Origin of the sequence: Bacillus carboniphilus, from assembly GCF_020524035.2 — a bacterium.
In the GTDB taxonomy this organism is placed as follows: Bacteria; Bacillota; Bacilli; order Bacillales; family JAIVKR01; genus Bacillus_CC.
Genome location: NZ_CP129013.1, coordinates 1,968,553 through 1,993,670 on the forward strand (window position 1 = coordinate 1,968,553; position 25,118 = coordinate 1,993,670).

The 25,118-nt window shown below is 34.9% G+C and carries 21 protein-coding genes and 5 pseudogenes; 7 read left to right on the plus strand and 19 right to left on the minus strand.

Features of this window, described 5'->3' with window-relative positions; genetic code table 11:
- Nucleotides 1–106: 106 nt before the first annotated feature.
- Both LC087_RS10090 and LC087_RS10095 read right to left on the minus strand, forming a co-directional pair.
- A pseudogene (locus LC087_RS10090) lies at nucleotides 107–596 on the minus strand (NUDIX domain-containing protein).
- 92 nt (nucleotides 597–688) lie between these two features.
- Nucleotides 689–1,904 (minus strand): annotated as a pseudogene (locus LC087_RS10095) (NAD(P)/FAD-dependent oxidoreductase).
- Nucleotides 1,905–2,290: 386 nt separating this feature from the next.
- Between LC087_RS10095 and yumC the strand changes: the two are divergent.
- A pseudogene (gene yumC / locus LC087_RS10100) lies at nucleotides 2,291–3,287 on the plus strand (ferredoxin--NADP reductase 2).
- 444 nt (nucleotides 3,288–3,731) lie between these two features.
- On the opposite strand, the gene LC087_RS10105 reads toward yumC, so the two are convergent.
- From LC087_RS10105 to dapF, 3 genes are all read right to left on the minus strand, one after another.
- Nucleotides 3,732–4,001, minus strand: a complete 270-nt coding sequence (locus LC087_RS10105) for a hypothetical protein (RefSeq protein WP_226540299.1) — start codon at nucleotides 3,999–4,001, stop codon at nucleotides 3,732–3,734.
- A gap of 62 nt (nucleotides 4,002–4,063) precedes the next feature.
- Nucleotides 4,064–4,426: a HesB/IscA family protein gene (locus LC087_RS10110; RefSeq protein ID WP_226540301.1), complete on the minus strand. Its 363-nt coding sequence runs from the start codon at nucleotides 4,424–4,426 to the stop codon at nucleotides 4,064–4,066.
- 90 nt (nucleotides 4,427–4,516) lie between these two features.
- Nucleotides 4,517–5,389: a diaminopimelate epimerase gene (gene dapF / locus LC087_RS10115; RefSeq protein WP_226540303.1), complete on the minus strand. Its 873-nt coding sequence runs from the start codon at nucleotides 5,387–5,389 to the stop codon at nucleotides 4,517–4,519.
- A 643-nt stretch (nucleotides 5,390–6,032) separates the two neighbouring features.
- Here dapF and LC087_RS10120 point away from each other — a divergent pair.
- A complete protein-coding gene (locus LC087_RS10120; protein WP_226540305.1) occupies nucleotides 6,033–7,433 on the plus strand; it encodes an aldehyde dehydrogenase in 1,401 nt (466 codons plus the stop codon).
- A gap of 71 nt (nucleotides 7,434–7,504) precedes the next feature.
- Here LC087_RS10120 and LC087_RS10125 read toward each other — a convergent pair.
- Together LC087_RS10125 and LC087_RS10130 are read right to left on the minus strand one after the other, a co-directional pair.
- Nucleotides 7,505–8,649 (minus strand): annotated as a pseudogene (locus LC087_RS10125) (NupC/NupG family nucleoside CNT transporter).
- A 395-nt stretch (nucleotides 8,650–9,044) separates the two neighbouring features.
- Entirely contained in the window at nucleotides 9,045–9,281 is a 237-nt protein-coding gene (locus LC087_RS10130; RefSeq protein ID WP_226540308.1) for a YuzB family protein, read from the minus strand.
- Between the two features lie 294 nt (nucleotides 9,282–9,575).
- On the opposite strand from LC087_RS10130, the gene LC087_RS10135 reads away from it, so the two are divergent.
- Entirely contained in the window at nucleotides 9,576–10,643 is a 1,068-nt protein-coding gene (locus LC087_RS10135) for an NAD(P)/FAD-dependent oxidoreductase (RefSeq protein WP_226540309.1), read from the plus strand.
- 856 nt (nucleotides 10,644–11,499) lie between these two features.
- On the opposite strand, the gene LC087_RS10140 is transcribed toward LC087_RS10135, so the two are convergent.
- The 5 genes from LC087_RS10140 to LC087_RS10160 all read right to left on the minus strand — a co-directional run bounded on the left by LC087_RS10140 (nucleotide 11,500) and on the right by LC087_RS10160 (nucleotide 16,369).
- On the minus strand, nucleotides 11,500–12,867 hold the full coding sequence (locus LC087_RS10140; protein ID WP_226540310.1) for a cell wall-binding repeat-containing protein: 1,368 nt from the start codon (nucleotides 12,865–12,867) through the stop codon (nucleotides 11,500–11,502).
- A gap of 1,079 nt (nucleotides 12,868–13,946) precedes the next feature.
- Entirely contained in the window at nucleotides 13,947–14,600 is a 654-nt protein-coding gene (locus LC087_RS10145; protein ID WP_226540311.1) for a hypothetical protein, read from the minus strand.
- 78 nt (nucleotides 14,601–14,678) lie between these two features.
- Nucleotides 14,679–15,101, minus strand: a complete 423-nt coding sequence (locus LC087_RS10150; protein WP_226540312.1) for a DUF3997 domain-containing protein — start codon at nucleotides 15,099–15,101, stop codon at nucleotides 14,679–14,681.
- A gap of 103 nt (nucleotides 15,102–15,204) precedes the next feature.
- The gene (locus tag LC087_RS10155; protein ID WP_226540314.1) at nucleotides 15,205–15,357 is read right to left on the minus strand and encodes a hypothetical protein; all 153 of its coding nucleotides are present in this window, start codon (nucleotides 15,355–15,357) and stop codon (nucleotides 15,205–15,207) included.
- A gap of 868 nt (nucleotides 15,358–16,225) precedes the next feature.
- Nucleotides 16,226–16,369 (minus strand): zinc ribbon domain-containing protein, encoded by a 144-nt coding sequence (locus LC087_RS10160; RefSeq protein WP_371932581.1) that lies wholly within the window; start codon nucleotides 16,367–16,369, stop codon nucleotides 16,226–16,228.
- Nucleotides 16,370–16,427: 58 nt separating this feature from the next.
- Here LC087_RS10160 and LC087_RS10165 point away from each other — a divergent pair, with 58 nt between their 5' ends.
- Nucleotides 16,428–16,682: a hypothetical protein gene (locus LC087_RS10165; protein WP_226540316.1), complete on the plus strand. Its 255-nt coding sequence runs from the start codon at nucleotides 16,428–16,430 to the stop codon at nucleotides 16,680–16,682.
- A gap of 84 nt (nucleotides 16,683–16,766) precedes the next feature.
- Here LC087_RS10165 and LC087_RS10170 read toward each other — a convergent pair whose 3' ends face one another.
- Complete coding sequence (locus tag LC087_RS10170) at nucleotides 16,767–17,087, minus strand: YuzD family protein (RefSeq protein ID WP_226540318.1); 321 nt, start codon at nucleotides 17,085–17,087, stop codon at nucleotides 16,767–16,769.
- A 392-nt stretch (nucleotides 17,088–17,479) separates the two neighbouring features.
- Between LC087_RS10170 and LC087_RS10175 the strand changes: the two genes are divergently transcribed.
- Entirely contained in the window at nucleotides 17,480–17,719 is a 240-nt protein-coding gene (locus tag LC087_RS10175; protein WP_226540319.1) for a NifU family protein, read from the plus strand.
- 136 nt (nucleotides 17,720–17,855) lie between these two features.
- Here LC087_RS10175 and thrB read toward each other — a convergent pair whose 3' ends face one another.
- The 4 genes and pseudogenes from thrB to yutH all read right to left on the minus strand — a co-directional run bounded on the left by thrB (nucleotide 17,856) and on the right by yutH (nucleotide 22,226).
- On the minus strand, nucleotides 17,856–18,749 hold the full coding sequence (gene thrB / locus LC087_RS10180; RefSeq protein WP_226540320.1) for a homoserine kinase: 894 nt from the start codon (nucleotides 18,747–18,749) through the stop codon (nucleotides 17,856–17,858).
- Nucleotides 18,746–19,802: pseudogene (gene thrC / locus LC087_RS10185) on the minus strand (threonine synthase). The gene thrB and the pseudogene thrC overlap by 4 nt, the downstream one beginning before the upstream one ends.
- 4 nt (nucleotides 19,803–19,806) lie before the next feature.
- The gene (locus LC087_RS10190) at nucleotides 19,807–21,096 is read right to left on the minus strand and encodes a homoserine dehydrogenase (RefSeq protein WP_226540323.1); all 1,290 of its coding nucleotides are present in this window, start codon (nucleotides 21,094–21,096) and stop codon (nucleotides 19,807–19,809) included.
- A gap of 125 nt (nucleotides 21,097–21,221) precedes the next feature.
- Entirely contained in the window at nucleotides 21,222–22,226 is a 1,005-nt protein-coding gene (yutH, locus tag LC087_RS10195; protein ID WP_226540325.1) for a spore coat putative kinase YutH, read from the minus strand.
- A gap of 266 nt (nucleotides 22,227–22,492) precedes the next feature.
- On the opposite strand from yutH, the gene LC087_RS10200 reads away from it, so the two are divergent.
- Entirely contained in the window at nucleotides 22,493–22,993 is a 501-nt protein-coding gene (locus LC087_RS10200) for a phosphatidylglycerophosphatase A family protein (RefSeq protein ID WP_306019541.1), read from the plus strand.
- Between the two features lie 363 nt (nucleotides 22,994–23,356).
- Here the strand turns inward: LC087_RS10200 and LC087_RS10205 are convergent, their stop codons facing one another.
- Together LC087_RS10205 and LC087_RS10210 are read right to left on the minus strand one after the other, a co-directional pair.
- Entirely contained in the window at nucleotides 23,357–24,127 is a 771-nt protein-coding gene (locus tag LC087_RS10205) for a TIGR01457 family HAD-type hydrolase (protein WP_226540329.1), read from the minus strand.
- 146 nt (nucleotides 24,128–24,273) lie between these two features.
- Entirely contained in the window at nucleotides 24,274–24,711 is a 438-nt protein-coding gene (locus tag LC087_RS10210; protein ID WP_226540331.1) for a DUF86 domain-containing protein, read from the minus strand.
- A gap of 120 nt (nucleotides 24,712–24,831) precedes the next feature.
- Between LC087_RS10210 and LC087_RS10215 the strand changes: the two genes are divergently transcribed.
- Complete coding sequence (locus tag LC087_RS10215; RefSeq protein WP_226540332.1) at nucleotides 24,832–25,098, plus strand: DUF3055 domain-containing protein; 267 nt, start codon at nucleotides 24,832–24,834, stop codon at nucleotides 25,096–25,098.
- The last annotated feature ends 20 nt before the right edge of the window (nucleotides 25,099–25,118 follow it).

The following is a 25,118-nucleotide window of genomic DNA, read 5'->3' on the forward strand; positions in this document are numbered from 1 at the left end:
ATTCAGTATATCAGCTTCTTCCTCAATATTAAAGTTAGATTATCTGACAAAAAGTCAAAGGTAAGCGTTATCATCTTCTGTTTTCTCTCGCTTTCTTTTACTAAGTCTAAATATGATTAAAAAAGAGAGAGTACGACTTATACCCAAACTGCTCTCCTGGATCAAATTGATCATGGAGTTCAAACTTTTTGAAAATGACCCTTTCTTTCTGCAAACTGTTTTATTAATAATGAGCTATCTGAACTCTTAATTAAGTCATCTGGACGAATAAACTTGCCCTCTGACAACTCTTCTTGTTGAATGATAATTTTTTCTGTCTTCGCTTTCATAGAAAAAATAATCATATTATCACTAATATCATTAGAGAGAACACCACTTCTAATACCGATAACACCTTCAATAACAGTTTGAATTCCTGTTTCTTCAGTTATCTCTCTTAAAACTGCATCATTTATTCTTTCACCTTCATTAACAAATCCAGCAGGAAAAGACCATTGTCCCTTTAAACCTCCATATTTTTTCTTAACGACAAGCCATTCTCCTTTTTCATTTTCAACTAATCCACAAACGGCCAACCATACTTTCGATCTTTTCATCTACATCCCCCAATTTTGAAAAGCACAAGCGTTCTTTTTGTGACGCAAAAAAGACAAAAGCATTTATACGCTTCTGCCTTTTTTAACATGAATTAAAATACTTTAAACTTCCCTTTTTTTCAATACTAGTCCTGCTCCACCTATCATATGTAGAGCACGGTTATCAATCATTTTCTTCATAAAGGACGCTTTTGTTCCAACCATTTTCTTACCAAAAGCTACACCCACAGCATCATCTTCACCAAGTGAAGCTACCGTTCCTTTTATGTCTGCTTTAAATTCTATTAATTCACCTTGTCCTTTAATAAGCACCGCTATATTTTTTGCACAAGTTTCACCTTGCTGCATTGCTATTTGTGCTGTAGGAGGGTATGGACGTTCTGTTTCTTCGTTAATAATTAAAGCACAATCACCAATGATAAATACGTGATCATTATTAGGTACTCGCAAATCTTTCTCTACCTTAACGCGTCCACGCATATTTTCAAATCCTGCTTCTTCAACTAGACTATTTCCTCTTACACCCGCAGCCCATACAACTGTACCAGCTTTGATTTCTTCTAATTTATCATCTTTTGCAACAATAATTCCATGTTCATTTGCTTCTTTAATCATCGTTCCGATTTTGAATTCTACACCTTTTTTCTGCAAGTAATTCATTGCATAATCAACAAGTTCAGGATCAAACCCTGGTAGCGCAGTAGGAGCTGCCTCTACACAAATAATACGAACCTTTTTATGATCTACATCATATTCGCGGCATAGCTCAGGAATGCGATTTGCTAATTCACCTAAAAATTCGATTCCTGTAAATCCTGCACCACCTACAACTAAAGTAAGGCGAGAATCATCTTTTTCTTGCTCTGTATTGTAAGTAGCAAATTGATATTCAATATGCTCTCTAATATGGCGGGCAGAGTTAATGTTAGAAATACTAAATGTATGCTCTTTCAATCCTTTAATACCAAACGTTTCAGGATGAGCACCAAGTGAAATGACTAAATAATCATAAGATATTTCACCATTTTCAAGGATAACCTTTTTTTCTTCTTTGTTGATTTTCTTCACGGTATCTTGGATAAATTTAACTTTGTTTGTATCAATTACATCTTTTATATTGTAACGACACTTATCATGATGAAGCGTCCCCGCTGATGCTTCATGCAACCATGTCGTTTCATAGTGATACTCATTTTTATTCACAAGTGTAATATCCGCTTGGTTAATACCAACTAGTTTTTGCAAGCGTGTCACCGTCATTAAGCCACCATAACCTGCACCTAATACAACTACTTTAGGAGTTTTCAAAGAAATCACATCCACCTTCTGTAATAATTTTTCCTTTACTTTCAAAAATTAAATCTGTCTATTTGTGAAAGTTTTCACGATAATAAGCAAAAATTTAGAATTTAAAAAAGATAAGACCTATGCTTACCGTTCGCAAAAAATGACAAAATAATTCATAAAATCTTAACATAATGACCTATAGTATATGTTATCTTTTTAATACTTTAATTTCAAGGCTTTATCCCACTGATTAATAACTTTGAATTTTCTGATATATATTGATCTTCCATGTTCATAACTTCACTTTATGGTATGATAAAAAAAGCGAGAATTTAAGAAAATGTTCAAAAAAGACAGGCAAGTAGCTCGTCCTTTTTCATTTTCTAAAAGGAGAAAGGAGAATTATGGTGAAAGAAGACACTCAAGTATATGACATAACCATTATCGGCGGAGGTCCAGTTGGATTGTTTACAGCATTCTATGGAGGAATGAGACAAGCCTCTGTCAAGATCATCGAAAGCCTTCCACAATTAGGGGGACAACTCTCAACCTTATACCCTGAAAAATATATTTATGATGTAGCAGGTTTTCCAAAAGTCAGAGCTCAAGAGCTTGTGGACAATTTAAAAGAACAAATGGAGAAGTTTGATCCAACCATTGTATTAGACCAAGCTGTCGAAGATGTTGAACGCCAAGCAGATGGAGCTTTTAAAATTACTACAAATGCAGAAACTCATTATTCAAAAACCATTATTATTACGGCTGGAAACGGTGCATTTAAACCAAGAAAATTAGAGTTAGATAATGCTGACTTATATGAAAATAAAAATTTACACTATTTTGTTGATAACCTTGATCGATTTAAAGGCCGTAGAGTAGCGATATGTGGTGGTGGAGATTCAGCTGTAGACTGGGCCTTAATGCTTGAACCAATTGCTGAAAAAGTAACCTTGATTCATAGAAGAGATAAATTCAGAGCGCATGAACATAGTGTTGAAAATTTAAAGAACTCCAAAGTAGACATCCTCACACCTTTTGTTCCAACAGAGATCAATGGTGAAGATCATATTGAACAAATAGTCTTGGAAGAAGTAAAAGGAGATCGAAAAGAAGTCTTAGAAATAGATGACTTAATCGTCAACTTTGGATTTATTTCTTCTTTAGGTCCAATTAAAAATTGGGGTTTAGATATTCAAAAGAATAATATTATTGTAAACTCAAAAATGGAAACAAATATAGAAGGTATTTATGCTGCTGGGGATATTTGTACGTACGAAGGGGAAAGTAAAATTAATTGCTAGTGGCTTTGGTGAAGCGCCGACAGCTGTTAATAATGCAAAAGCATACATTGACCCTAAAGCACGCGTACAACCAATGCACAGCACAAGCATGTTTGATAAATAAGAAAGGCGCAAGCGCCCGTCTAGCGACGCAGGTGAAAAGGTACGTCAACTAAGTACAGTCACGTCGCGCGAACTAACGTTGACGCTAGCACTTCCTGTGCATCGCCGTATGAGATAAAGGAAACACGAATAGCCCGAAAGCGGAGGATCTACTAAGTTCAGCCACGTCCTGTGGCAACGTAGATCCACCTCCCTCCTGGAGGGGTCTCCGTTGACTTATCATAGAGACATTGGAACATCAACTAAAGACGCCCACTTCCTGTGGGCAACGTTGATGCTAGCACTTCCTGTGCGTCGAAAGCGCTACCAGTCGCTGGGCGCTGGAGCTAGACAAAAATAAAAGCACCATCCAAATAAGGACCTATTTATATACTTTCTTACTCTGTAAGAAAAGCCCAAGCGCCCGAAAATACCAATTAAAAACTCCAAGTCAAACTTGGAGTTTTTAATTGCCAAAGATCGTTTCATAGACATTCTTATCTACTTGACGATGAAAATTGATTAAGACGGTTAAGCTACGATATTTAACATCTAAACCAACATCCGCTTGGATAATGTGTTTATATTCATTTAAGAAAAAATTTTGATAAACAGGCTTGAATGTTTCTTCAAACTTTTCATTTAAGTCCACAACACTAGCCAATACTTCTGCACCTTCATGTTCATTACTATAAATGTTATCTGTCTTTATTTCCTGAACATTTACATTTTCCACCGAAATCACCTCATTCATTTATATGAGGACAATTAAGGAAAATGCATGATACATTTCTATCCTTAACATTCTTCAGGTGTTCCTGCATTGGTCTTCGTTCTAAAGGAAGAACCGCAACCACAAGAAGCAATCGCATTAGGGTTATCGATTGTAAAACCGCCCCCCATTAACGATTGTTTATAATCAATTGTTGTGCCTTTTAAAATAGGTTGATCTGCTTTTTTAACTAGGATCGATAAACCATGCTGCTTCAATTCATCGTCCTCTTCGCTTTTTTCAATCTCAAAATTCATACCGTATGAAAGACCACTACATCCCCCACCATTAACACTTACACGTAAATAAGGGTTCTCTTCTTCGTGCTCTTTCATCATATCTTTTATTTGAAAAGCAGCAGCCTCCGTAATTTCAACTATTTCTTCCATTTTATTCAACCTCCTTTTGAAAGGATATAATCAATCTTAATCTTGAATTCATATCAGTCTCTTTTATTATAACGTGCTCTTCTTTGCACCTCAAACATCTGAATCCTCTTGGTTTATATAAAATACACCTTCACAAACCGTCACTGCTGGTCCCTTCATCCACACGTCACCATCATTTCTCCATGTAATGAATAAGTCCCCTCCATCTAGATGAACAACTGTTTCTTTATTTTTATTCGTAAACTGATTTAATACGGATGAGACCACAGCTGCACATGCACCGGTACCACAAGCCTCTGTCACCCCTGAACCTCTTTCCCAAACACGAAACGATATTTCTCCTTCATTTACCACTTCTACAAACTCAACGTTGACTCCTTCTGGGAATCGTTCATCCTTTTCAACAATTGGCCCTAAAGTCGTCACAGGTGCTTGAAGAATATCATCAACATAAAAAATAATATGAGGATTTCCCATAGATAATATTGTCACATCATAGTCTTGATCATTAAACGAAATTGTTTTTCTAATCGTTCTTTCTAATGATGAGTTAAAGGGAATTTTTTTATTCTCAAAGATCGGTTTTCCCATATTGATCGTAACAGATATTACCGTTCCCTCTTTTTCTTCAACTTTTGCAACAACACAACCAGATAAGGTTTCAATTAGAAATTCGTTATCTGTCACTATTTTATGCTCATACACATATTTTGCAACACATCTAAGTCCATTTCCACAGTTTTTCCCTTCAGATCCGTCCTTATTAAATATTCTCATCTTTACAGGTGCTACTTGGGATGGGGCTATTAAAATCATCCCATCTGCACCAATTCCTGTTTTCACACAAGACAATTGTTGAGCAAGTAGCGACAAATCTCTTCCTTGTAATGATTGTTTAAACAAATCAATATAAATATAATTATTTCCGAGCCCATGCATTTTCGTAAATTGTATCGTTTTCATAATGCCTCCAAAAAAGTTTTTTTAAAGTATAAAACGTAATGAAATAGAACACAATATTAACATCCCCCGTTTATTTAAATATTTGTTGGACTGAATCATATAATTCTACTCTTAAGAATATTAGTAGAATTGATTCGGTCTTTTTTTTTATGATTTTAAGTGCGTGTTTAAAAAGTAGGGGAAAAAGGACGCTGAATAGAAAAGCTGAAGCCCTTTGCTCACATCCGACCAGCATAAGGAGAACATAAGGTGAAGGTGTTCTTTACCTTCACTAGATGTTTGACTTATGACCTCGAGGATGTAAGGGCCGAAGCTAGACAAGAACGAGGCGGTCTGCTTAAGGAACGCAGGCTAAGTTCAGCCACCTCCTGTGGCAACGCCTGCGCTAGCCCGTCCTGGGCGTCGAAGCACTCACAGTGTACGTACACATAAAGGATCACAGGCTAAGAACAACCACGTCGCGCGAGTTAACGCCTGCGCTAGCACATCGTGTGCGCCTGAGGAGCGGAAAAGCAAACCAACAAAGTTATTCAACCGACATTTTTTTAGGACTTTTTAAACAACCTCTTTAAGCGAATTCTTTGACGGTTATCCTATTCAGTCATACTATTAAGGTAGAAACTTTTTCTTGGAGGTGAGCAAGATGGAAACAGCATTAGAAACACAAAGTATTGAAACACTTATTGACGAGCATGTAAAAAGACAAAAAGATTACTTTCGAGCAGGTCATACTCGCTCAATTGAAGAACGGGTCAACCAATTACAAACACTAAAAGAACTAATCAAAGCAAATGAAAAAGAGATTTTAAATGCTTTAAAAAAGGATTTAAACAAGTCAGAAACTGAAGCTTATTTAACTGAGATAGGCATTCTATTTGAAGAAATTCGTTTTGCTTTAAAACACATTCACCAATGGACGAAACCTAAAAAAGTAAAAACAGCTCGCACACATATCGGCTCAAAGAGCTACCAAGTTTCTGAGCCATATGGAGTTAGCCTAATCATCTCACCATGGAATTATCCATTTCAATTAGCCATTGCACCTTTAATTGGAGCCATAGCCGCTGGGAATACAGCCATTATTAAACCTTCAGAATTAACCCCTAATGTTTCTTCTATTATAGCAAGAATGATAAATGAAAATTTTCACCCAGGATATATGTATGTCATTGAAGGTGGAATTGAAACGAACCAGCAATTACTAAAGCAACCGTTTGACTATATCTTTTTTACAGGAAGCGTTCCGGTCGGAAAGATCGTGATGGAAGCGGCGGGAAAACAATTAATTCCGGTTACGTTGGAGCTAGGAGGCAAAAGCCCTTGTATTGTTCATAAAGATGCAGATATTGCTTTAGCTGCTAAACGTATCGCTTTTGGAAAACTAACGAATGCAGGACAAACATGTGTTGCGCCCGACTACCTTTTTGTGCATGAAGACATTAAGGAAAGTTTTATTAATGAATATACTTCTATTGTTAAAAAGTTTTATGGAGATCAACCATTAGAGGATGAGAAATACGGAAGAATCGTAAATTCAAAACATTTCAAGCGCGTTGAGAGCTATTTAAATGATGGCCATATCCTCTTTGGAGGTCGCACAAATGAAGCAATATTAAAGATTGAACCTACTTTAATGGAACCAGAAAGCTTGGAAGTACCTGTGATGCAGGAAGAGATTTTCGGCCCTATTTTACCAATCCTAACCTATCAAAATATACAAGAAGTGATAGACACGACTAGTCAATACCCTAAACCACTTGCACTTTATTTATTTACAAAAGACTCAACAATTGAAGATCAAGTAGTAGAGAACATTTCATATGGCGGGGGATGTATTAACGATACAATCATGCACTTAGCCTCTCCTTATTTACCTTTTGGTGGAGTTGGAGAAAGTGGAATTGGGAGCTATCATGGAGAAGATAGTTTTCATACGTTTTCACATCATAAAAGCATCCTAAAACAAACGAATAAGATGGACCTTCCTTTTCGCTACCCAAATGCTAAAAACAGCCTAGCTATTATTAAGCGACTCATGAAGTAAGAAAGGGAAAAACGAAAATGAGCAAAAAAATCCACTTTCATTATGAAAGTGGATTTTTATTTATATATTTATTAGAAGATAAACATACCTGCAATTGCCGCACTTAAAAGGTTTGCTAAAGTACCTGCGATAATTGCACGAACTCCTAAACGAGCGATATCTTGACGGCGGTTAGGGGCTAATCCACCCAAACCTCCAAGTAAAATCGCAACAGAAGAAAGGTTTGCGAATCCACAAAGTGCGAAACTGATAATAGCTGCTGTTTTATCAGAAAGCTCGGCAATTTGTGGTGCAAAGTTAGAATAAGCAACAAACTCATTTAATACTAACTTTTGACCAATGAAGCTACCTGCTTTTACAGCTTCATCCCAAGGAACACCAATGACAAATGCTAATGGAGAGAATACGTAACCTAAAATTAACTCTATAGTTAAGTTCTCAAAACCAAACCATCCACCAATTCCTCCGATGATTCCGTTTAATAAAGCGATAAGTGCGATAAATGCAAGTAACATTGCACCAACGTTAAGAGTAAGTTCAAACCTGTAGAAGCCCCTTTAGCTGCTGCATCGATTACGTTAGCTGCATCTTCGTCTGCTTCCATTTTAATATCGTCTTTCGTTGCAGATTCTTCTGTTTCAGGAATAAGCATTTTCGCCATAATTAATCCTGAAGGAGCTGCCATAAAACTTGCTGCTAATAAATATTCTAAAGGTACACCTAATGCAGCATAACCAAATAATACAGAACCAGCAACAGATGCTAGACCACCAGTCATAACTGCGAAAAGCTCAGACTTTGTCATATCTTTAATGTAAGGCCTTACAACTAACGGCGCTTCCGTTTGTCCTACGAAAATGTTAGCTGCTGCAGATAATGATTCTGCTTTACTTGTTCCTAATAACTTTGATAGTGCTCCACCTAGTAATTTGATAATCCATTGCATAATTCCTAAGTAATAAAGAACTGAAATTAAAGAAGAGAAGAAAATAATGATTGTTAAAACGTTAAAAGCAAATACGAAACCAATAGCTTCAATAGAAGGATTAACTAAGTTCCCGAACAAGAAGCTTGTTCCTTCATTCGCATATCCGATTACATTAGAAATTATTTCAACTAAATATTGAAATGCATTCTTTCCAGCTTCCCATTTTAATACGATAAATGCGAAGGTAATTTGGATAGCTAAACCACCTAAAATCGTTCTTGGGTTAATTTTCTTTTTGTTTTCAGATAAAATAAAAGCGATTACAAAAAGAGATACAATACCTAACATACCCCATAATATATCCATGATTTCACCTCTTAAGAAGTTTTTTTAATATCATTGCTACTCTAAAATATCAAGAAGTTAGACATCTGTCCATAGTTTTTCATTAAAAATTTAATTATTTTAGACAATTACCTTGTTTTCTAGTTAATGGGAACCAATAGTTCGTTGTAACTAACGACCCTTATGTAATTAGTCATTAAAGACTTTCCCTTAACACTACGTTATTTTTACATCATGATCTCTTTATTATTCATCTATTTCAAAATCAATTTAATGATTTTTAATAAAAAGAAAAAACGTTTAATGATCTTCTCATTAAACGTTAAAATTTGAGATTATTAAAACATGGGATTTTCTTCTAAATAAATATATATATTATCAACTAGTTCTTCAGAAGTTGTGCCAGAAACGAATTCTCCATTTACTAGTGCAAACGGGCTCTCCATACATTTTCCGCAGTAACCTAAACACCCATATTCGACAATATCTAAATTCGGATCTTTTTCCAAAACTTCTAAAGCCTTTTGTGAACCGTTTGCCAAGTTACTAATGCAAAATTCAATAATCGGCTTCATCTTAATTTCACCTCTTTAACTGTATCTAATCGTACATTGTATAATTGAGCTAGTCAATTATGTTGATTTATTACTTTCCATGTTATACTACTTATTAATTTGAATGTAATTTCACCCGTTCTATTGTGATTTCAAATCAAATTCGTTATACTTTTAATGGCTTTTAAATAGCTTCACGACACATTTTAATAGCAATTCATAAGATATTATATCTTATTTACTTTATTCATTGTTATTTATAGTAGTAGCATCTTTGTTATTTCAAACTTGGGGGGAAAAGGGGAAATTTAACAGATGAAGAATTTAGTCATTGTCGGTGGCGGCTATGGGGGAATGAAAGTTTTATCAAAATTACTTCCAAATCAATTACCCGATAATAGATCGATTACGTTAATAGATCGAAACCCATATCATTGCTTAAAGACTGAGTATTATGCGTTAGCAGCTGGAACAGTTTCTGATACAACCATTCGAGTTCCTTTTCCAGAGCATGAACAAGTTGAGTCTGTATATGGAAACGTTAAGGGAATCGATTTATCGAATAAACAAGTCCATGTAGAGGGGCAATCAAATGTTCATTATGATGACCTTATTATCGGCCTTGGATGTGAAGATAAATATCACGGGGTTCCGGGAGCTAAAGAATATACATGTAGCATACAATCAATTGAAAAGTCTCGTGAAACATACCAGCAACTTAATTGTTTACCAGCCGGTGCAAAGGTTTGCATTATTGGTGCAGGTTTAAGTGGAGTCGAACTTGCAAGTGAGTTACGTGAAAGTAGAGCTGATCTAAACATTGATTTATTTGATCGTGGATCACGAATCTTATCCGCTTTTCCAAAGAAATTGAGTTCCTATGTACAACGCTGGTTTGATGACCATCAAGTAAACATCGTTAGCAACTCTAATATTACGAAAATTGAACCAAATCTCGTCTATAACCATGATAACCCTATCCATGCTGACGTTATCGTCTGGACTGCGGGTATTCAGCCAAATGAAATCGTCCGAACACTTCCTGTTGAAATAGATGAGCAAGGAAGAGTGGTATTAACAAAGTATCACCATTTACCAGAAGACGAGCACGTTTATGTGCTGGGAGATTGTGCAAGTTTACCACATGCACCTAGTGCTCAACTTGCAGAGGCACAGGCTGAGCAAATTGTCACAATATTAATGAAAAAGTGGAATAATGAACCTCTTCCAAATGAGTTGCCAAAATTCAAATTAAAAGGGATCCTTGGTTCATTAGGAAAGAAACACGGCTTTGGCTTAGTAGGCGAACAACCATTAATGGGGCGAGTCCCTCGCCTATTAAAGTCCGGTGTGTTGTGGATGTATAAGTATCATAACGGATAGACCAAAATACACTAAAAACCCTGATGTAGCAGGGTTTTTATTTTTGTTCTCATGAGAGTAAATCGAAAAAAAACAAAATTTGAGTGGGTTTTAAACCGCACCGCAATTGTTAAACACCACACAACAGTTGAAGGAGCATTTTTCTTCCACTAAATTTTTCAAAAAATAAATTACAAGCAGTTTACCATTACTTAAATGGAAATAAGAGTTCAAGTGAAATTGCTAAATCTTTAGGTTCGGATCATATAACAATTCTGAAGAGGGTGAATTAATTTTAATATAATGAGGAAGAAGCATTTTAAAAAAGTCAGTAAAATTGCATCAAATACTTTAGACCATCAATTTACAGCCGATAACCCAAATGAAAAGTGGACAACATGCCTAACAAACAAGTTATTCTGTGAGTAACTTTATTCTGACAATTCGCATGGTCAAGGGTGACATTATCAAATGAAGAAATATATTGATGTACTTCAATCAAAAAGAATAGTCAAAACAGTTTCTCTTAAAAGAAACTGTTTTGACAAACTCTATTATCTAAAACTTCTATGTAATAATGAGATTTGAATTCCTTTACATTAGAGAATTTGAGAATGTAGAGCACTTTGAAATAGAATTAAAAAGCTCTATACTGAATGTGGTGATACAGATAATTCTGAAGCATATTTCACTACTGCCCAAAAAAACAGATCGATTACTACAACAAAACAAATCAAGCATAAAATTAAAAATGAGTCCGGTTAAATTACCGAACTCATTTTACTCAAGTTGACTAATGAAATAACAGTGTCAAGTTTTTAGATGTCACTTCTGGAAGCTCTTTTCTTTTAACTATATTTATAAACTTATACTATTATCAGAAATTCCATGGATATTTTAGATGATAGATAACATATTTATCTACTGCTTGTTCTCCGCCTAATATATTTAGTTGCTTAATGTTATCATAATTTGAATACACTACGGATATCGTGTCGTTTGTCGGTACATAATCACTTGTTAGTAATATCGCATGATTATTTTGAGCTGCAAAAGCCGAACCTGATAAAGCATCAGGAAAGTTATTTCCTGTGGCAACATGAATAATAGATGGGTCTATACCTTCGATGAAAGTATTAATAATCTGTTTATTCGTTTCATATCTGTCTTTTCCAAATATTCTTTCACGATTTGGAAAATGACCAGCAACTGATCTATTTATAGCTTTTTCTCCGCCGATAATATATGACTTATCAATATTTTTTTGACTGATATAAAGACCAACTTCTTCTACAACCCTATCTGATTCTGTTAGAATAACAGGCATTCCTTGACTAGCTGCTATAGGTGCTATGGACAACGCGTCTGCAAACTCTTCTCCTGTTGCAACTACAATCTCAGATGGATCGGGATCCACTTCTTCTGCAACTTTAATAGCTGTTTCATACCTGTTCTTACCTGCAATTCTATTGAAATTAATATCTAAATCTCTTAATTGTTTCTCTATATTGCTTGATAGCGCTTTTTCTCCACCAATAATATCTACCTTTTTTACACCTAACCTTTTCAACTCCTTAACAACAACATCTGGAATTTCTCCTTCTTTCGATAATAATAAAGGAGCATTGTATTTCTTCGCCAAAGGAGTCGCCGCTAAAGCATCTGGATACTCTTCTCCTGTTGTTAACACTGCATACTTGGTTTCTTCCTTTGGCCACTCTTTAGATATTTCAACAGATGTTTCATAACGGTCTTCACCACTTATACGTGAGTGTGGAATATACGAATAGTAGTCAAAAATATAATTTATCGACTCATCACTGCTTGTTAGATCAGATGACACTTTGATAAAATAATCGCCCTTTTTTAATAATGTCTCTATAGAAAGATCAATAGGTTCACGTTCATCAGGCACCCCTTTAGCTATAAGGGTTCCATTTTCATCAAATAACTCAAATTTTATTTTCTTAGTCTCTGGATCTATTCTGTTATGCTCTTCATTATTAACGCTAATCCCTATATCTAAATTACGATCATTTGGAATAGAGAATTTATACATATCAATATCTTCGCTAAGGTTGTCAATCTTCCCCACATAATTAGTAGAATGGTTTGCTACAATAGCAGTTTCAAATGTATTATTTGGTTCTTCCTCATCTATATGAGGTTGTTCACTAGCTTCTATCCTAGGAGTAATACTTAATAGAAGAGAAGTTGCTAAAACAGTTGTTAATATTTTTTTCATTTTTAATTCCCCCTAATTTTTATATTACAAGTACATTACAAATATATTACCAATACGTTACAAGAAATAAGTTACAAATATATTACAATATTTTCTTTAATTAGACGGTTAGTTTTATTAAATAGTTTCTTAGAATTAACAATTCATACAAAAGAGACCTCAACTAATTTTATAGACTCTTAAATGATTAAAAATAACGAGGGATAAACTATTTCAGACGTAGAAAGTCCATAATCAATGTATTAGATCAAATATGTCCGAGTGTATGAAGAAACACATAAATCCTTGATAAATCACTTTGGGCTTTTGATGTGATTGTTTTATAGATAAATGCTTAAAATCAATAGTGTTTTCTCTATAAAAACCATAACTCAAAATCATGAAGATCTTATTCAATATTATTTTTCTCTTTTGATATCAAACCCTTAATTCTTTTTTGACATTAACACCAGATGTTATTTCGACACTCCTACACATTAATACCGTTTCTTTCTTTAATTTTATCAAGGGATTCATACAATGAGGGAACTTATAAATAGTTTCTTTTAGTGCGTGTTCAAAAAGTAGGGGAAAAAGAGCCGAGAAGAACAAGGCGGTGTAGCTTTGAGCACTCGCAGTGTACGTACTCTGTACATGAGGAGCGGAAAAGCAAACCAACAAAGTTATTCGACAGCAATTTTTTATGACTTTTTGAACAACCTCTTTTAAAACAGAATTTCCTCACTGAATAGACACTAGTACACCATACATTGATAATGTCCTTTATCACCATTGCTCCTACATAAATAAGAAGATGATGCACCTATTCACAAAGTTCAACTCCATACATATTGTAAACTAAACGACTCCGCACTAAAGTACGGGGGTTTCTCGTAGGCGGACTGAACCGCCTACGGGTTTTATCGGCTAAAGCCGACTAAAAGAAATGCTACTAAAAGTAGATGGTTTTATACCACACCTCCTGCTACGCAGGTGCATCCGCAAGCTAAAGCTAGGTATAGAAAATAAACTGTATCTTAACACCATGATTAATATGAGTAGTTACAATAAAAGAACAAAAAATAAGCCCCAAAAGGGACTTACATTCTCATTTCATATATCACTAGAATGCCATTGTCATATTTAAAAACAATCCAATTTCGATCGAGTATATCTTCATTTTGAATTAAATAAAGATATCTAGTTTGATTGCTATTTTCTTTAGTAATTTCCCATTCATCAATTCCATTATATTGTTGTAAAAAATCTTCTTTACTAATCCATGAAGACGATAAAGAATTTAAATAACTTAAATGTTTCTCTTTTGAATAAGTAAACTTGCTAATTACCATACCTTCTCCAAATATATTGTCAGTTGTATCTTCAAGAATTTCAACTTCTTTAGGATTAGGTAAATCAACTCCCCATTTCCTTTCGTATGTCTTAACATCTTGGTACGACATAAATTCATCAAAACTATAAAAACTGAGCAAAAGCGCAAAAATTGTCAGTATCACTCTTACGATTATTTTTTTCGTAATGAGACCTGATAAATAAAAAAATAAAATGATTAGCCAATACAATATAAATATAATCGGTACGACAAGAAAAACTCCTATAATGATAAAACCTATCCCATACAACCCTATTTCACCATTTGTTGGAAATGAAGTTTCGTAAATTAGCATACATACTCCTAAACTGATTAAAAAGATAGGGATAGAAACAGAAATTATGGTGAACATTTTCTTCAAATTTGGTCAACTCCATATTATTTAAAAATCATTTTATCTCTTATCATCTTAAATAAAACTAATGAACAAATAAATGACTCATCTGAATGATTCAACAGATTTTAATTCTAAATCTAGATTCAGTTCGTCTAGTTTCAAATTGTATTCTTCTTCATTTAATGGACCTATGGCTGCGGTTGTACTCTTTTCCACAATCCAATGATTCTGATCAGTTTCATCTGGAACTTCATATTCAGAATTAGGGTTCTCTTCATTTCTTTTCATACCAACTTGTTTTGCAATAATACAGTTCTCGTTATAATTAACTGCAATAACTTTCTCGGGAATTACATTTTGATATGAAGAATTGTTTTCAGTATCGTTATTGTATGTAATCTTTACATTATCTGCACTTGATCTGAATATTTGATAGTTTTCACCTAAATCTGCTTGGTAATCCCCAAGTCCCGCACACCCTGTTAAAAAGATAGGTATAGTCAAAATCATCAGTAATTTTTTCATAAGGTTCAACTCCATACATCTAGCAAATTAAATTGCATCTTAGTATCTTAGTCAATATAAGTAGTTACAACAAATAAACAAAAAAATAAGCCCCAAAAGAGACTTACTCGTCTCTATGTTTTTGCTTTTCAATTTCTAACAACTCTTTTACCATTTCACTCGTTTCAGATGCGTCAATCCCTGTTTGAACAGCTTTTTGGATAACGATATAGAGTATAAGAAATGAAATGATAGTCAATAAAATAGTAATTAACATTTATACACCTCACAAAAACGATTGTCTTAACTTTGATTTCTGTTTTCTCTCTCTTTTAAATATCTTTCATATGTTATCCTATCCTTCAAAGGATCTTCTTGTTTAATTGATTCAGGAACCATTTTCGAGAGCTTCTTGTCAACTAAGTGAAGTAAATATAAACCTCTAAATATACAACCTACTACTATACCGAATGCTAAACCTCAACCAATAGGTCCCATTGCAAAAAGAATACCACCCAGTATACATGTCAAAATGATAATCAATATTAACAAAATAAAAGTCCTCCTAAAAAAATACGTCAAAAAGGGCTCAGTCGCAAATTAATTATAACTATTCTTCTCAGAATTTTCATTGTACACTATACTCCTATTAGGTCAATGGAAATTGATACAACACCTTGATAGATTTCAATCACATATCACAACGCTAAAATGAAATTTTATATGTGGTTAAAATTCAAGATTAGTATTTAGGACCTCCCTTCATGGTAAATAATTACTATGGTAGAATGAGAATTTAAATACCAGAGATACAACTGAAGTTGAATAAGGCGTTGAAGATAAATATATACAGAAAATAGGTGATAAAATTGAGTTTCAACCAGTTGCTTTTATTGCTTATTACTACATTATTGACATGGTCTTTTGTCAGTTTTCTTATATCAAGTTTTGATTTAGCTATTCTTGGTGGCAGCTTAATGGGGAATGTATTGACATACTTACTTATAAACGGTATTAAAGGGGCCTTACGGTGAACTACATACCACCTACGCTAGCGCTTAGAGGTGGATGCTTCCTAGGTACAGAAACCTAATGGTCTCTAATGGACTAGGCGATCCCTCGTGAACCAAGAGTTCTTGTTTCCTTTATGTAAGCTTTCGAATACCTTCGTTTTTGATATTGATAGAGGCATTCCAATCACGATCGGACGAGAATCCACAATGACAATGGAACACTCGGCCAGAAAGCGTCAATTCTCCCTTGATTTGACCGCAATTTGAGCATGTCATTTAGAAGTGGGCGACTTCTCGGCAATTACGTTAAAAACAATATCATAAGGAGTTTATGATGTTTTTATTACATATTTTATTTGGAGTGCTATTAATATTATTCCTATTTGCCTTAGTTGAAACTCCTCTCTATCTATTAAAAGTAAACGAGACAAAAATCATTACATTTGCAAAATATATATTGGTATCACTATTATTTTATTACACTGGAGAATTCATTTTCACTTCTTATAAATCCTTACTTGAAGCATTCGCATTCGGAGGGATAGTCGTGGGAATCATTTCACTTTTTAAGAAAGACACAGAAGAATAAAACCATACTTTACTATTTTCATGATGATTTTATTCTCCTTGACCCTTTGCCAGACTATTTTTCATATGTTTTTACCCTATTATTCTATCCCTGCTGATAACCGTAACTTTCTAAACTGGTGATAATTTTTTTCAAGCTAGGGTTTCCTTCATCGACCACTTCATCTTCAACTGTCACTAAAGGATAAAAATGCTCATCATTGAGTATTTTTTCACACATTATTTGTTTCTGTTCCTCACTTTGTGGCACATTAATATCAATATACCTTATGTTTATTGATTCATTTGGGAACCTTCTCGTTAAGGCGGACTGAAGCCATTCAAAAGTATCTTTAGCTGATGGTAAGTTCACGCAGCTTGCACAGACGACATCTGCTCCGTAAACACAAATTTCTATGTTGGCCATCTCATGTCTCTCCCTTTTTTCCTTATATACTTGCCATCAATTATATGGTACAGTTTATCTAAAAAACAACTATTTGTGCGTGTTCAAAAAGTAGGAGAAAAAGAGCCGAGAAGAACGAGGCGGTGTAGCTTTGATGTACGTACTCTGTACATGAGGAGCGAAAAAGCAAACCAACAAAGTTATTCGACAGCAATTTTTTATGACTTTTTGAACAACCTCTATTTGATGTTTTTATAAATAAAGTCCTATGAAGCAATATATGAACAAGTGCATTCTTCTTCCTGAATAACATGTAAATATGATACAATACATGATGAAAGAATACGCATATGAAAATTAGCAATTGGTTCATATACTTGATATTCAAGATCAATATGAAGGGAGTAATATAGATGTCTACAGAAGTTTCAATGAAAGAGCAAGTTCAAGAAGTGCTTGATAAATTACGTCCATTCTTGCTACGTGATGGTGGAGATTGTGAGCTTGTTGATGTAGAGGATGGTATTGTAAAATTACGTCTTTTAGGTGCATGTGGAAGCTGCCCAAGTTCAACGATTACGTTAAAAGCAGGTATTGAGCGTGCATTACTTGAAGAAGTTCCTGGCGTTGTAGAAGTAGAACAAGTTTTTTGATTTTAATAAAAAAATCCACCACCTGTCCTAAACTGAGATGATGGACTTACAAAGGGCTACGATCTTTCTTTTCAGCGCCCTTTTTTTTGAACACATATTTTAAGGGTATATCAGATGGATATACCCTCTTTTAATGCTATATTTGTTGTTGTCTAACAGAAACACCCTCCACTACAACTTTCAGCTCTTCAATATGAGAATCCGAGAGTTCCATTTTCAGAATTCGCAATCCTTCCTCCACACGATCTTTTTGCAAAAATACTATCATACAAGGACCTGCACCACTGATGGTAGCTCCATAAAATTGATGTTCCTTAACTATTTTTTGAACCTTAGCATGTTCTTTTATTAAAGAAGAACGATACGGTTGATGAAATAAATCTTGAGCCATCATCTCACCAGCTAGCTGCCAATCGTTTTGCATGAGAGCTGCAACTAGAAGGTTGCTTGCGGCACTACTCTTTACTGCATCTTTATGAATCATTTTTTCTGGTAAAGCAAGGCGAGCGTCTTTTGTAGATAGTTCATAGGGAGGGATAACAGCGATCATTCCTACCTCGATCTCTTTTTGATGAATCACTCTCGTTTCCGCTCCATCAAAAAAACCGATGACTAGTCCTCCGTAGATGGAGGCACCCACATTATCGGGATGTTTTTCTAGACTGGTTGCAAGCTGTAGTTTTTCGTTATTTGTTAAAGATATATTACCTAGTTGATTGGCCAATTCAATTCCTGCTACAATCGCCGCTGCACTACTTCCTAAGCCTCTTGTAAATGGAATGTTACTGCTTACTTCAACTTGGCAACTAGGTAAATCAAAGTCATAAACACCTGCGACATAGTGTGCTGCTTGAAATATGAGATTATCTTTACCTCTAGGAATACTCTTTACCTGATCGCTTAAAGGTATGAAGCTCCATTCATTTGATCTTCTCACTCTTAATTTTAAAAAACGATTCACCGCTAATCCCAATGAATCAAACCCTGGTCCTAAATTAGCCGTGCTTCCTGCAACGATAATTTCCATCATATTTGAACTAGCCCCTTTAATGCTTCTAACACCTTTTCTTTATTTGCGGTTACCTGTTTCGGACGAAACTCAGCAACCTCAACTGCAAAGTTAGGATCTTTCAAGCCATTCCCTGTTAAAACGGAGACAACTACACTTCCCTTTGGTATAACACTCGAGGTAACATCCTTGATTACACCAGCGATTGAGGCACATGAACTTGGTTCTGCAAAGATGCCCTCTTCTTTCGCTAATAGTTGATAAGCAGCAATGATCTCTTCGTCTGATACTTCATCGATTTTTCCGCTTGATTGTTGACTTGCTTCAAGAGCAAAGGTCCAACTAGCTGGATTTCCTATACGAATGGCAGTGGCAATCGTTTCAGGATTTTCAATGACTTTATTTTTTTACAATGGCAGCCGAACCAGATGCTTGAAACCCATGAATTTTTGGTAAACCAAACTTCCCACTATACTCTTTAAATCCTTTCCAATAAGCTTTGATATTCCCTGCATTGCCCACAGGTATCGTTAAAAAATCGGGGGCCTTCTCTAGCTGTTCGCAAACTTCAAAGGCAGCCGTTTTTTGTCCTTCAATACGATAAGGATTAATTGAATTGACAACTGTAACAGGCAACTCTTCGCTCAATTCTCTTACAAGCTGAAGAGCTTGATCAAAATTCCCATCAATTTCAATGATTTCTGCCCCGTACATCATCGCTTGAGCAAGCTTTCCATACGCAATTTTCCCTTTTGGAATAAGAATGACACAATTCATATTTGCTCTTGCTGCATAAGCAGCAGCTGAGGCAGACGTATTTCCCGTCGAGGCACATATAACTGTATTGCTACCTGATTCCTTTGCTTTTGCAACAGCTAATACCATGCCTCGATCTTTAAAAGACCCTGTAGGATTGACTCCTTCTACCTTTACATAAAGATTAATTGATAAGTCATTCGACAACTTCTCTAAATAAATTAATGGAGTATTCCCTTCATGTAAGGTTAACCTAGGAGTTTCTTTCGTAACAGGTAACTTGTCTTTATATCGATCAATCAATCCATTCCAATCCATAAACTCACAACCCTTCTACGCGATACGTGCTCTTAACTTCATCCACAACTGGATAGAATTTTAATATCTCTAAAATTTCTTCAAAATCTTTTAGTGAACAAGGGTGTGTAATGATCACAATTTCAGCAACATCATGTCCTTCTAGTGGTAACTGAAGTATTTTTTCAAAACTAACCCCTCTTTTTGAAAACAGCTCCGTTATATGAGCAAATGCACCAACTTGATCTTTTACATGAATTCGTAAAAAATATTGAGCAAATATATCTCCTCTGTTTTTCAACTGTTTCTCATGCTGGGGTACAACGGAACTCTTACCATTGACACCTAAGTGGAGATTTTTTAAAATGGCCACTAAATCAGATACAATAGCTGTTGCTGTCGGAAGACTTCCAGCACCAGGACCATAAAACATCGTCTCTCCCACCGCTTCACCATAAACATAAACGGCATTATACTCATCCTGAACATTCGCTAGCGGATGGTCTTGAGACAATAGAGTCGGTTCCACACTTACTTCAATACTTTCTTGGTCCCTTTTTGCAACACCAATCAACTTCATCTCATAACCTAGTTTTTGACTGTAATAAATATCATCCTCGGTAATATGACTAATTCCCTTGACCCTAACGTCTTGCAAATCAACGTTCATAGAAAAACCAAGTCGTGCTAAAATTGCCATTTTCCTTGCAGCATCAATACCTTCCACATCAGATGACGGGTCCGTTTCTGCAAATCCGAGATCCTGTGCTTGTTTCAATACTTGTGAATATGGAGAACCAAATTTACTCATCTTTGTTAAAATAAAATTCGTCGTTCCGTTTACGATTCCCATCATTTTTGTAATACGATCAGATACTAATCCATCCACTAAACTTCTAATAATGGGTATCCCTCCAGCTACAGAAGCTTCATAAAATAAATCACACTCATTTTCCCTAGCTGTAGCTAAAAGTTCCGATCCATATACAGCGATTAAATCTTTATTTGCGGTTACCACGTGTTTCTTATTATGCAGGGCCTGCATTAAATAGTTTTTCGTTTGCTCAATGCCTCCCATTACTTCAATAATAACGTCAATCTCAGGATCATCAATCAACTCGTTTGCCCGTGTCGTAATTTTACTATTATCGATAGAAACATCACGCTGTTTTGATTCATCCTTCACTAAAACCTTTTTTATATTAATCGAGCAACCTAATTCATGAGCCAATTTATCTTGATGATTTTTTATAATTTTTACCACACCACTACCAACAGTCCCTAACCCTAATAATCCAACAGATATTGATTTCAACCTCTTATCCCCCTATTGTACATTTTATATGAACATTTGTTTATTATAAAAAGACAGATATTTAATAGTCATTATAAATGAGTAAAGAAAAAAAACAAGGGGGATTTTTATTAATTTTGTAATTTTTATGGATTACCATCATTTAACCATTCGAGTTTAGGAATTTGCACTTGATGATTACGAAGAGGAATTTGTTTCATCATGGACGATAAAAACGTTTCATATTGTGTTGGTTTCGTAACGATATGTTCTAGTTTGTTTTCGTAGTGGATACGCTTTTCTTCCGAGGAAAGATAATAACTTTCCACACATTCAAAATAATGAACAGGAAAAAGCAACCTGCTATAATATAACCTCCAAGAAAATGGACTAAGTTTTTGTACTCCTTCATAGGAAGATAAAAATTCAACACATTCATTTATTCTGTTTTTAAAAAAACATTGTCTTGTATACTCAGCCAAATCTCGACTCGCATGATCGAAAAGCCATTCGGTGGATATTTTATAAGGTATTTCATTGGACCAAGTTTTGTCAGTGAACCGCTGATAACAAACAGTTCCTGAATCAACTTGCTGAGGTTGTTCATCTAGTTCAGTATCCACTAAATATTGAATGGCATTTTCGCAAAGCCCAATATAATACGGAAAAGTTTCAACGAATAGCTGATCAAAACTTTTAATTGGTTTCGCATGAAGTTTCGATTTCCAAAAAGATTCTAATTGTTCCAGCCTTATTTCCCATAAACTTTTCCATTGACCAATACGAGAAATGTGCTGAAGATGATACGGAAATTGACGTCCAGCTTGATGAAATAATGCCAATTCCTTTCCTATTGGGTCAGTTTCTCTTTCTCGACTGTCAAAAAGAGAGGCTTTCAATAACGCAAAGTTCTCTTCTTCATACCTAAAGCCAAATTGACCATTTCGGGTAAGAGCAAAAACTGTCACACGTTGATCTCCATGATCATATAAATATTGACTTAAATAATATAATTCCGTTAATTCTTGATCATTCATATTTAATGGGACAACCAGATAAAGATTCCGTTCATTTCTAAATGCTTGATATTTAGATATGGAGAAAAATTCATGAACTCTCATTCCATAATGTTCTTGAATGACTTTTTTCATTGTCTCACCTCTTTACGTTGTTTCGTGTATTTATATAAACCACATTTACAAAAGTGTTAAATTTTACTGATAAGCATTATTCTGATACGATTATGTTAACTGTAGGATGCTTTTTCAACATTATATGCACATCCCCTAATAATGAATGATTACAATCCATTTGTTGAACACTTAAAACATAGAAAACACTCTTTATCTTTGAAATGAATATACTGTTAATGCTCTCTTATAGAAACTCACACTGAATAAAGTTAGGATGATTCGTAATGACTGAACAAAGAAATTTAGATAAAGTTGGAAAATCAGCTCGAGATTTATTAAAGAAACGAGGAGTGGAAGCAACAGATATAGCGGAGCTTGTCTATTATCTGCAACACAAATATCATGAAGAATTAGAGATGGATGAATGCCTTGAAAATGTAGAGAGAGTTTTATCTAAACGAGAAGTCCATAATGCCATCTTAACGGGAGTACAACTCGACCTTCTGGCAGAGGAAGGAAAATTAATGGAGCCTCTACAATCCATTATCGATACAGATGAAGGATTATATGGGGTAGATGAAATTTTAGCCTTTTCCATCGTTAATTTATATGGTTCAATCGGTTTCACCAATTACGGTTATATTGATAAACAAAAACCTGGAATTTTAGAGAAGCTTAATGATAAATCTTCAGGTAATTGCCATACATTTTTAGATGATATTGTTGGTGCTATCGCAGCTGTTGCATCTAGTAGACTTGCACACCGCAATGAAAACGTAGAGTAAGAAGAAAAGTGAAAGCGCCTTGCTCAGCCACGACAAGCATAAGGCGCGGAGAAAAGAAAGATGTTCTTTATCTTTTGTTCTCCGTAACTTATGACCTCGAGTGGCTAGGCGCTGTAGCTAGACAAGAAGAAAAGAGGAAGCACCTTGCTCAGCCACGACAAGCATAAGGCACGGAGAAAAAGAAAGATGTTCTTTATCTTTTGTTCTCCGTAACGATTTCAGAAGATCTACTAAGTACAGTCAACTTAGATCCGCCCACTTCCTTTAGCCGTCACTTATCTAGGTGCTAGGGAAAAGCGGAAGCACACGGTTAGCGACGTATAAAAAACCAAGTGTGATTAAAAGACACACTTGGTTTTTTAATTAAATATACTTTATCCACTCTTCCAATGAATTAATTGTGTAGGTTGGTTGTTGCTCCTTTTTACTCAAGTGATCTGCTGTCGTTACCCCTGTATGGACTAATAGAGTATCGAGTCCGGTATTCATGCCCGCCATTATATCAGTATCATAATTATCACCGACCATTAACGTTTCCTCTTTTGCTGTTCCTAATACTTTTAATGCTTGTTCCATAATAATAATCTCAGGCTTACCAATAAAAATAGGATCAACAGTTGTTGAAACCGTTAACACAGATGTTAATGATCCGTTACCTGGGAGAAGACCCCTTTCAGTTGGGATAGCAATATCACCATTTGTTGATATGAACGTAGCTCCATCTCTAATGGCAATACATCCCTTTGCTAATTTTTCGTAATCAATTCCTCGATCAATTCCAACTACTACATAGTCAACATTTTCATCTCTTATTGTATGGCCATTGTCTAGCAATGCTTGTCTAATTCCCTCTTCCCCAATAACATAAACTGAGGATTGTTTTTTCTTTTCTGAAATAAAATTAGACGTTGCCATACTTGTTGTAAACACTTGGTCTTCAGATGTAGGAATATCAAATTTGTTTAATTTTTCTGCCACCTGCTCAGGCGTTCTTGAAGAATTATTTGTGACAAATAAATAAGGAATATTCTTTTTATTAAGTTGCCTCACAAAATCTCCAGCTTCTTCTATCTTTTCTGTCCCGCGATACATAGTTCCGTCTAAGTCTATTAAGTACCCTTTATATTGCTTCATATTCTTGCTCCTTTACAATAGAAAAAAACGCTTTATCTAAAAGCGTTTTCCTTATTTATTATGTACAGATATGCACAATATAACGGTTTAAAAATAGGTTCATTTTATGCACACCCTTTCAAATTTTATTATATCGGTTCGTTCTATTAATGTCTAAAGGCAGAAACTGGACCCAATTCTTCATTCAAATAACGCCTTACCCAATTTGGAAATTGTTTTATATCTTTTATATACTCCATAATCGTGCTTTCAATATAACGATGGTCAATTTCTAAATAGTTTTGAACAAGTACTTTACGAAGAGAGATCACCTGTTTAATAGCATCTTCGAATTCATGAGGAATGACGTTTTCATCAACTAAAATGTCCACTATATCTTCATAACTTCCTGGATCTCTCATAATAAAACCATCAATCATTCCATTACCTACGTCAAGAATAGCTTCAATTAATAAGTGAGCCGCACGTTCGAGAGCTAGCGCTTCTATACTTGTCTTCCAATTTGATTGGTTTTCAATTATTACTATATTTTTTTCTATGAAGAATAATTGTTCTTCGATTTTTTCTCGGTCAACAAAATACATTTGATTGTTCCCTCCCATTCATGTTGAATTCCCTTTATAGTTTATCATAGACTCCTCTTCAACTTTTCAGTCATTTGAGATCATGATACAATTTTCTAGACTATAGAAGGGGGAATTTTTATGACGGAACGCTTTTATTTATATGATGATACAGTTGAAACTAAAACTCGGTTCATCAGCTTTATGGGAGAATCACAGCGATTTGATTTAGCGCTCATTTATTCAGACCGATACTATGGGAAAGTCATCGTGCTCAACATACAAGATAATTGCTTTGCCATTGTCGGACATGACGACTTAGAAGAAGAAGGATTTATTCAATCTAGTTTTTCATTGTCTGATGATGAAGCAGAGGAATTAACACTTTTTCTCCAAGAAACAATATGAATAATCCAACACAATCCCTC

Bases quoted from the DNA above. Each gene is read 5' to 3' on its own strand.
- LC087_RS10110 (WP_226540301.1), bottom strand. From the start codon at position 4,426: ATGGAAGAAATAGTTGAAATTACGGAGGCTGCTGCTTTTCAAATAAAA.
- dapF (WP_226540303.1), bottom strand. From the start codon at position 5,389: ATGAAAACGATACAATTTACGAAAATGCATGGGCTCGGAAATAATTAT.
- LC087_RS10120 (WP_226540305.1), top strand. From the start codon at position 6,033: ATGGAAACAGCATTAGAAACACAAAGTATTGAAACACTTATTGACGAG.
- LC087_RS10130 (WP_226540308.1), bottom strand. From the start codon at position 9,281: ATGAAGCCGATTATTGAATTTTGCATTAGTAACTTGGCAAACGGTTCA.
- LC087_RS10135 (WP_226540309.1), top strand. From the start codon at position 9,576: ATGAAGAATTTAGTCATTGTCGGTGGCGGCTATGGGGGAATGAAAGTT.
- LC087_RS10140 (WP_226540310.1), bottom strand. From the start codon at position 12,867: ATGAAAAAAATATTAACAACTGTTTTAGCAACTTCTCTTCTATTAAGT.
- LC087_RS10150 (WP_226540312.1), bottom strand. From the start codon at position 15,101: ATGAAAAAATTACTGATGATTTTGACTATACCTATCTTTTTAACAGGG.
- LC087_RS10155 (WP_226540314.1), bottom strand. From the start codon at position 15,357: ATGTTAATTACTATTTTATTGACTATCATTTCATTTCTTATACTCTAT.
- LC087_RS10160 (WP_371932581.1), bottom strand. From the start codon at position 16,369: ATGACATGCTCAAATTGCGGTCAAATCAAGGGAGAATTGACGCTTTCT.
- LC087_RS10165 (WP_226540316.1), top strand. From the start codon at position 16,428: ATGTTTTTATTACATATTTTATTTGGAGTGCTATTAATATTATTCCTA.
- LC087_RS10170 (WP_226540318.1), bottom strand. From the start codon at position 17,087: ATGGCCAACATAGAAATTTGTGTTTACGGAGCAGATGTCGTCTGTGCA.
- LC087_RS10175 (WP_226540319.1), top strand. From the start codon at position 17,480: ATGTCTACAGAAGTTTCAATGAAAGAGCAAGTTCAAGAAGTGCTTGAT.
- thrB (WP_226540320.1), bottom strand. From the start codon at position 18,749: ATGATGGAAATTATCGTTGCAGGAAGCACGGCTAATTTAGGACCAGGG.
- yutH (WP_226540325.1), bottom strand. From the start codon at position 22,226: ATGAAAAAAGTCATTCAAGAACATTATGGAATGAGAGTTCATGAATTT.
- LC087_RS10200 (WP_306019541.1), top strand. From the start codon at position 22,493: ATGACTGAACAAAGAAATTTAGATAAAGTTGGAAAATCAGCTCGAGAT.
- LC087_RS10205 (WP_226540329.1), bottom strand. From the start codon at position 24,127: ATGAAGCAATATAAAGGGTACTTAATAGACTTAGACGGAACTATGTAT.
- LC087_RS10210 (WP_226540331.1), bottom strand. From the start codon at position 24,711: ATGTATTTTGTTGACCGAGAAAAAATCGAAGAACAATTATTCTTCATA.
- LC087_RS10215 (WP_226540332.1), top strand. From the start codon at position 24,832: ATGACGGAACGCTTTTATTTATATGATGATACAGTTGAAACTAAAACT.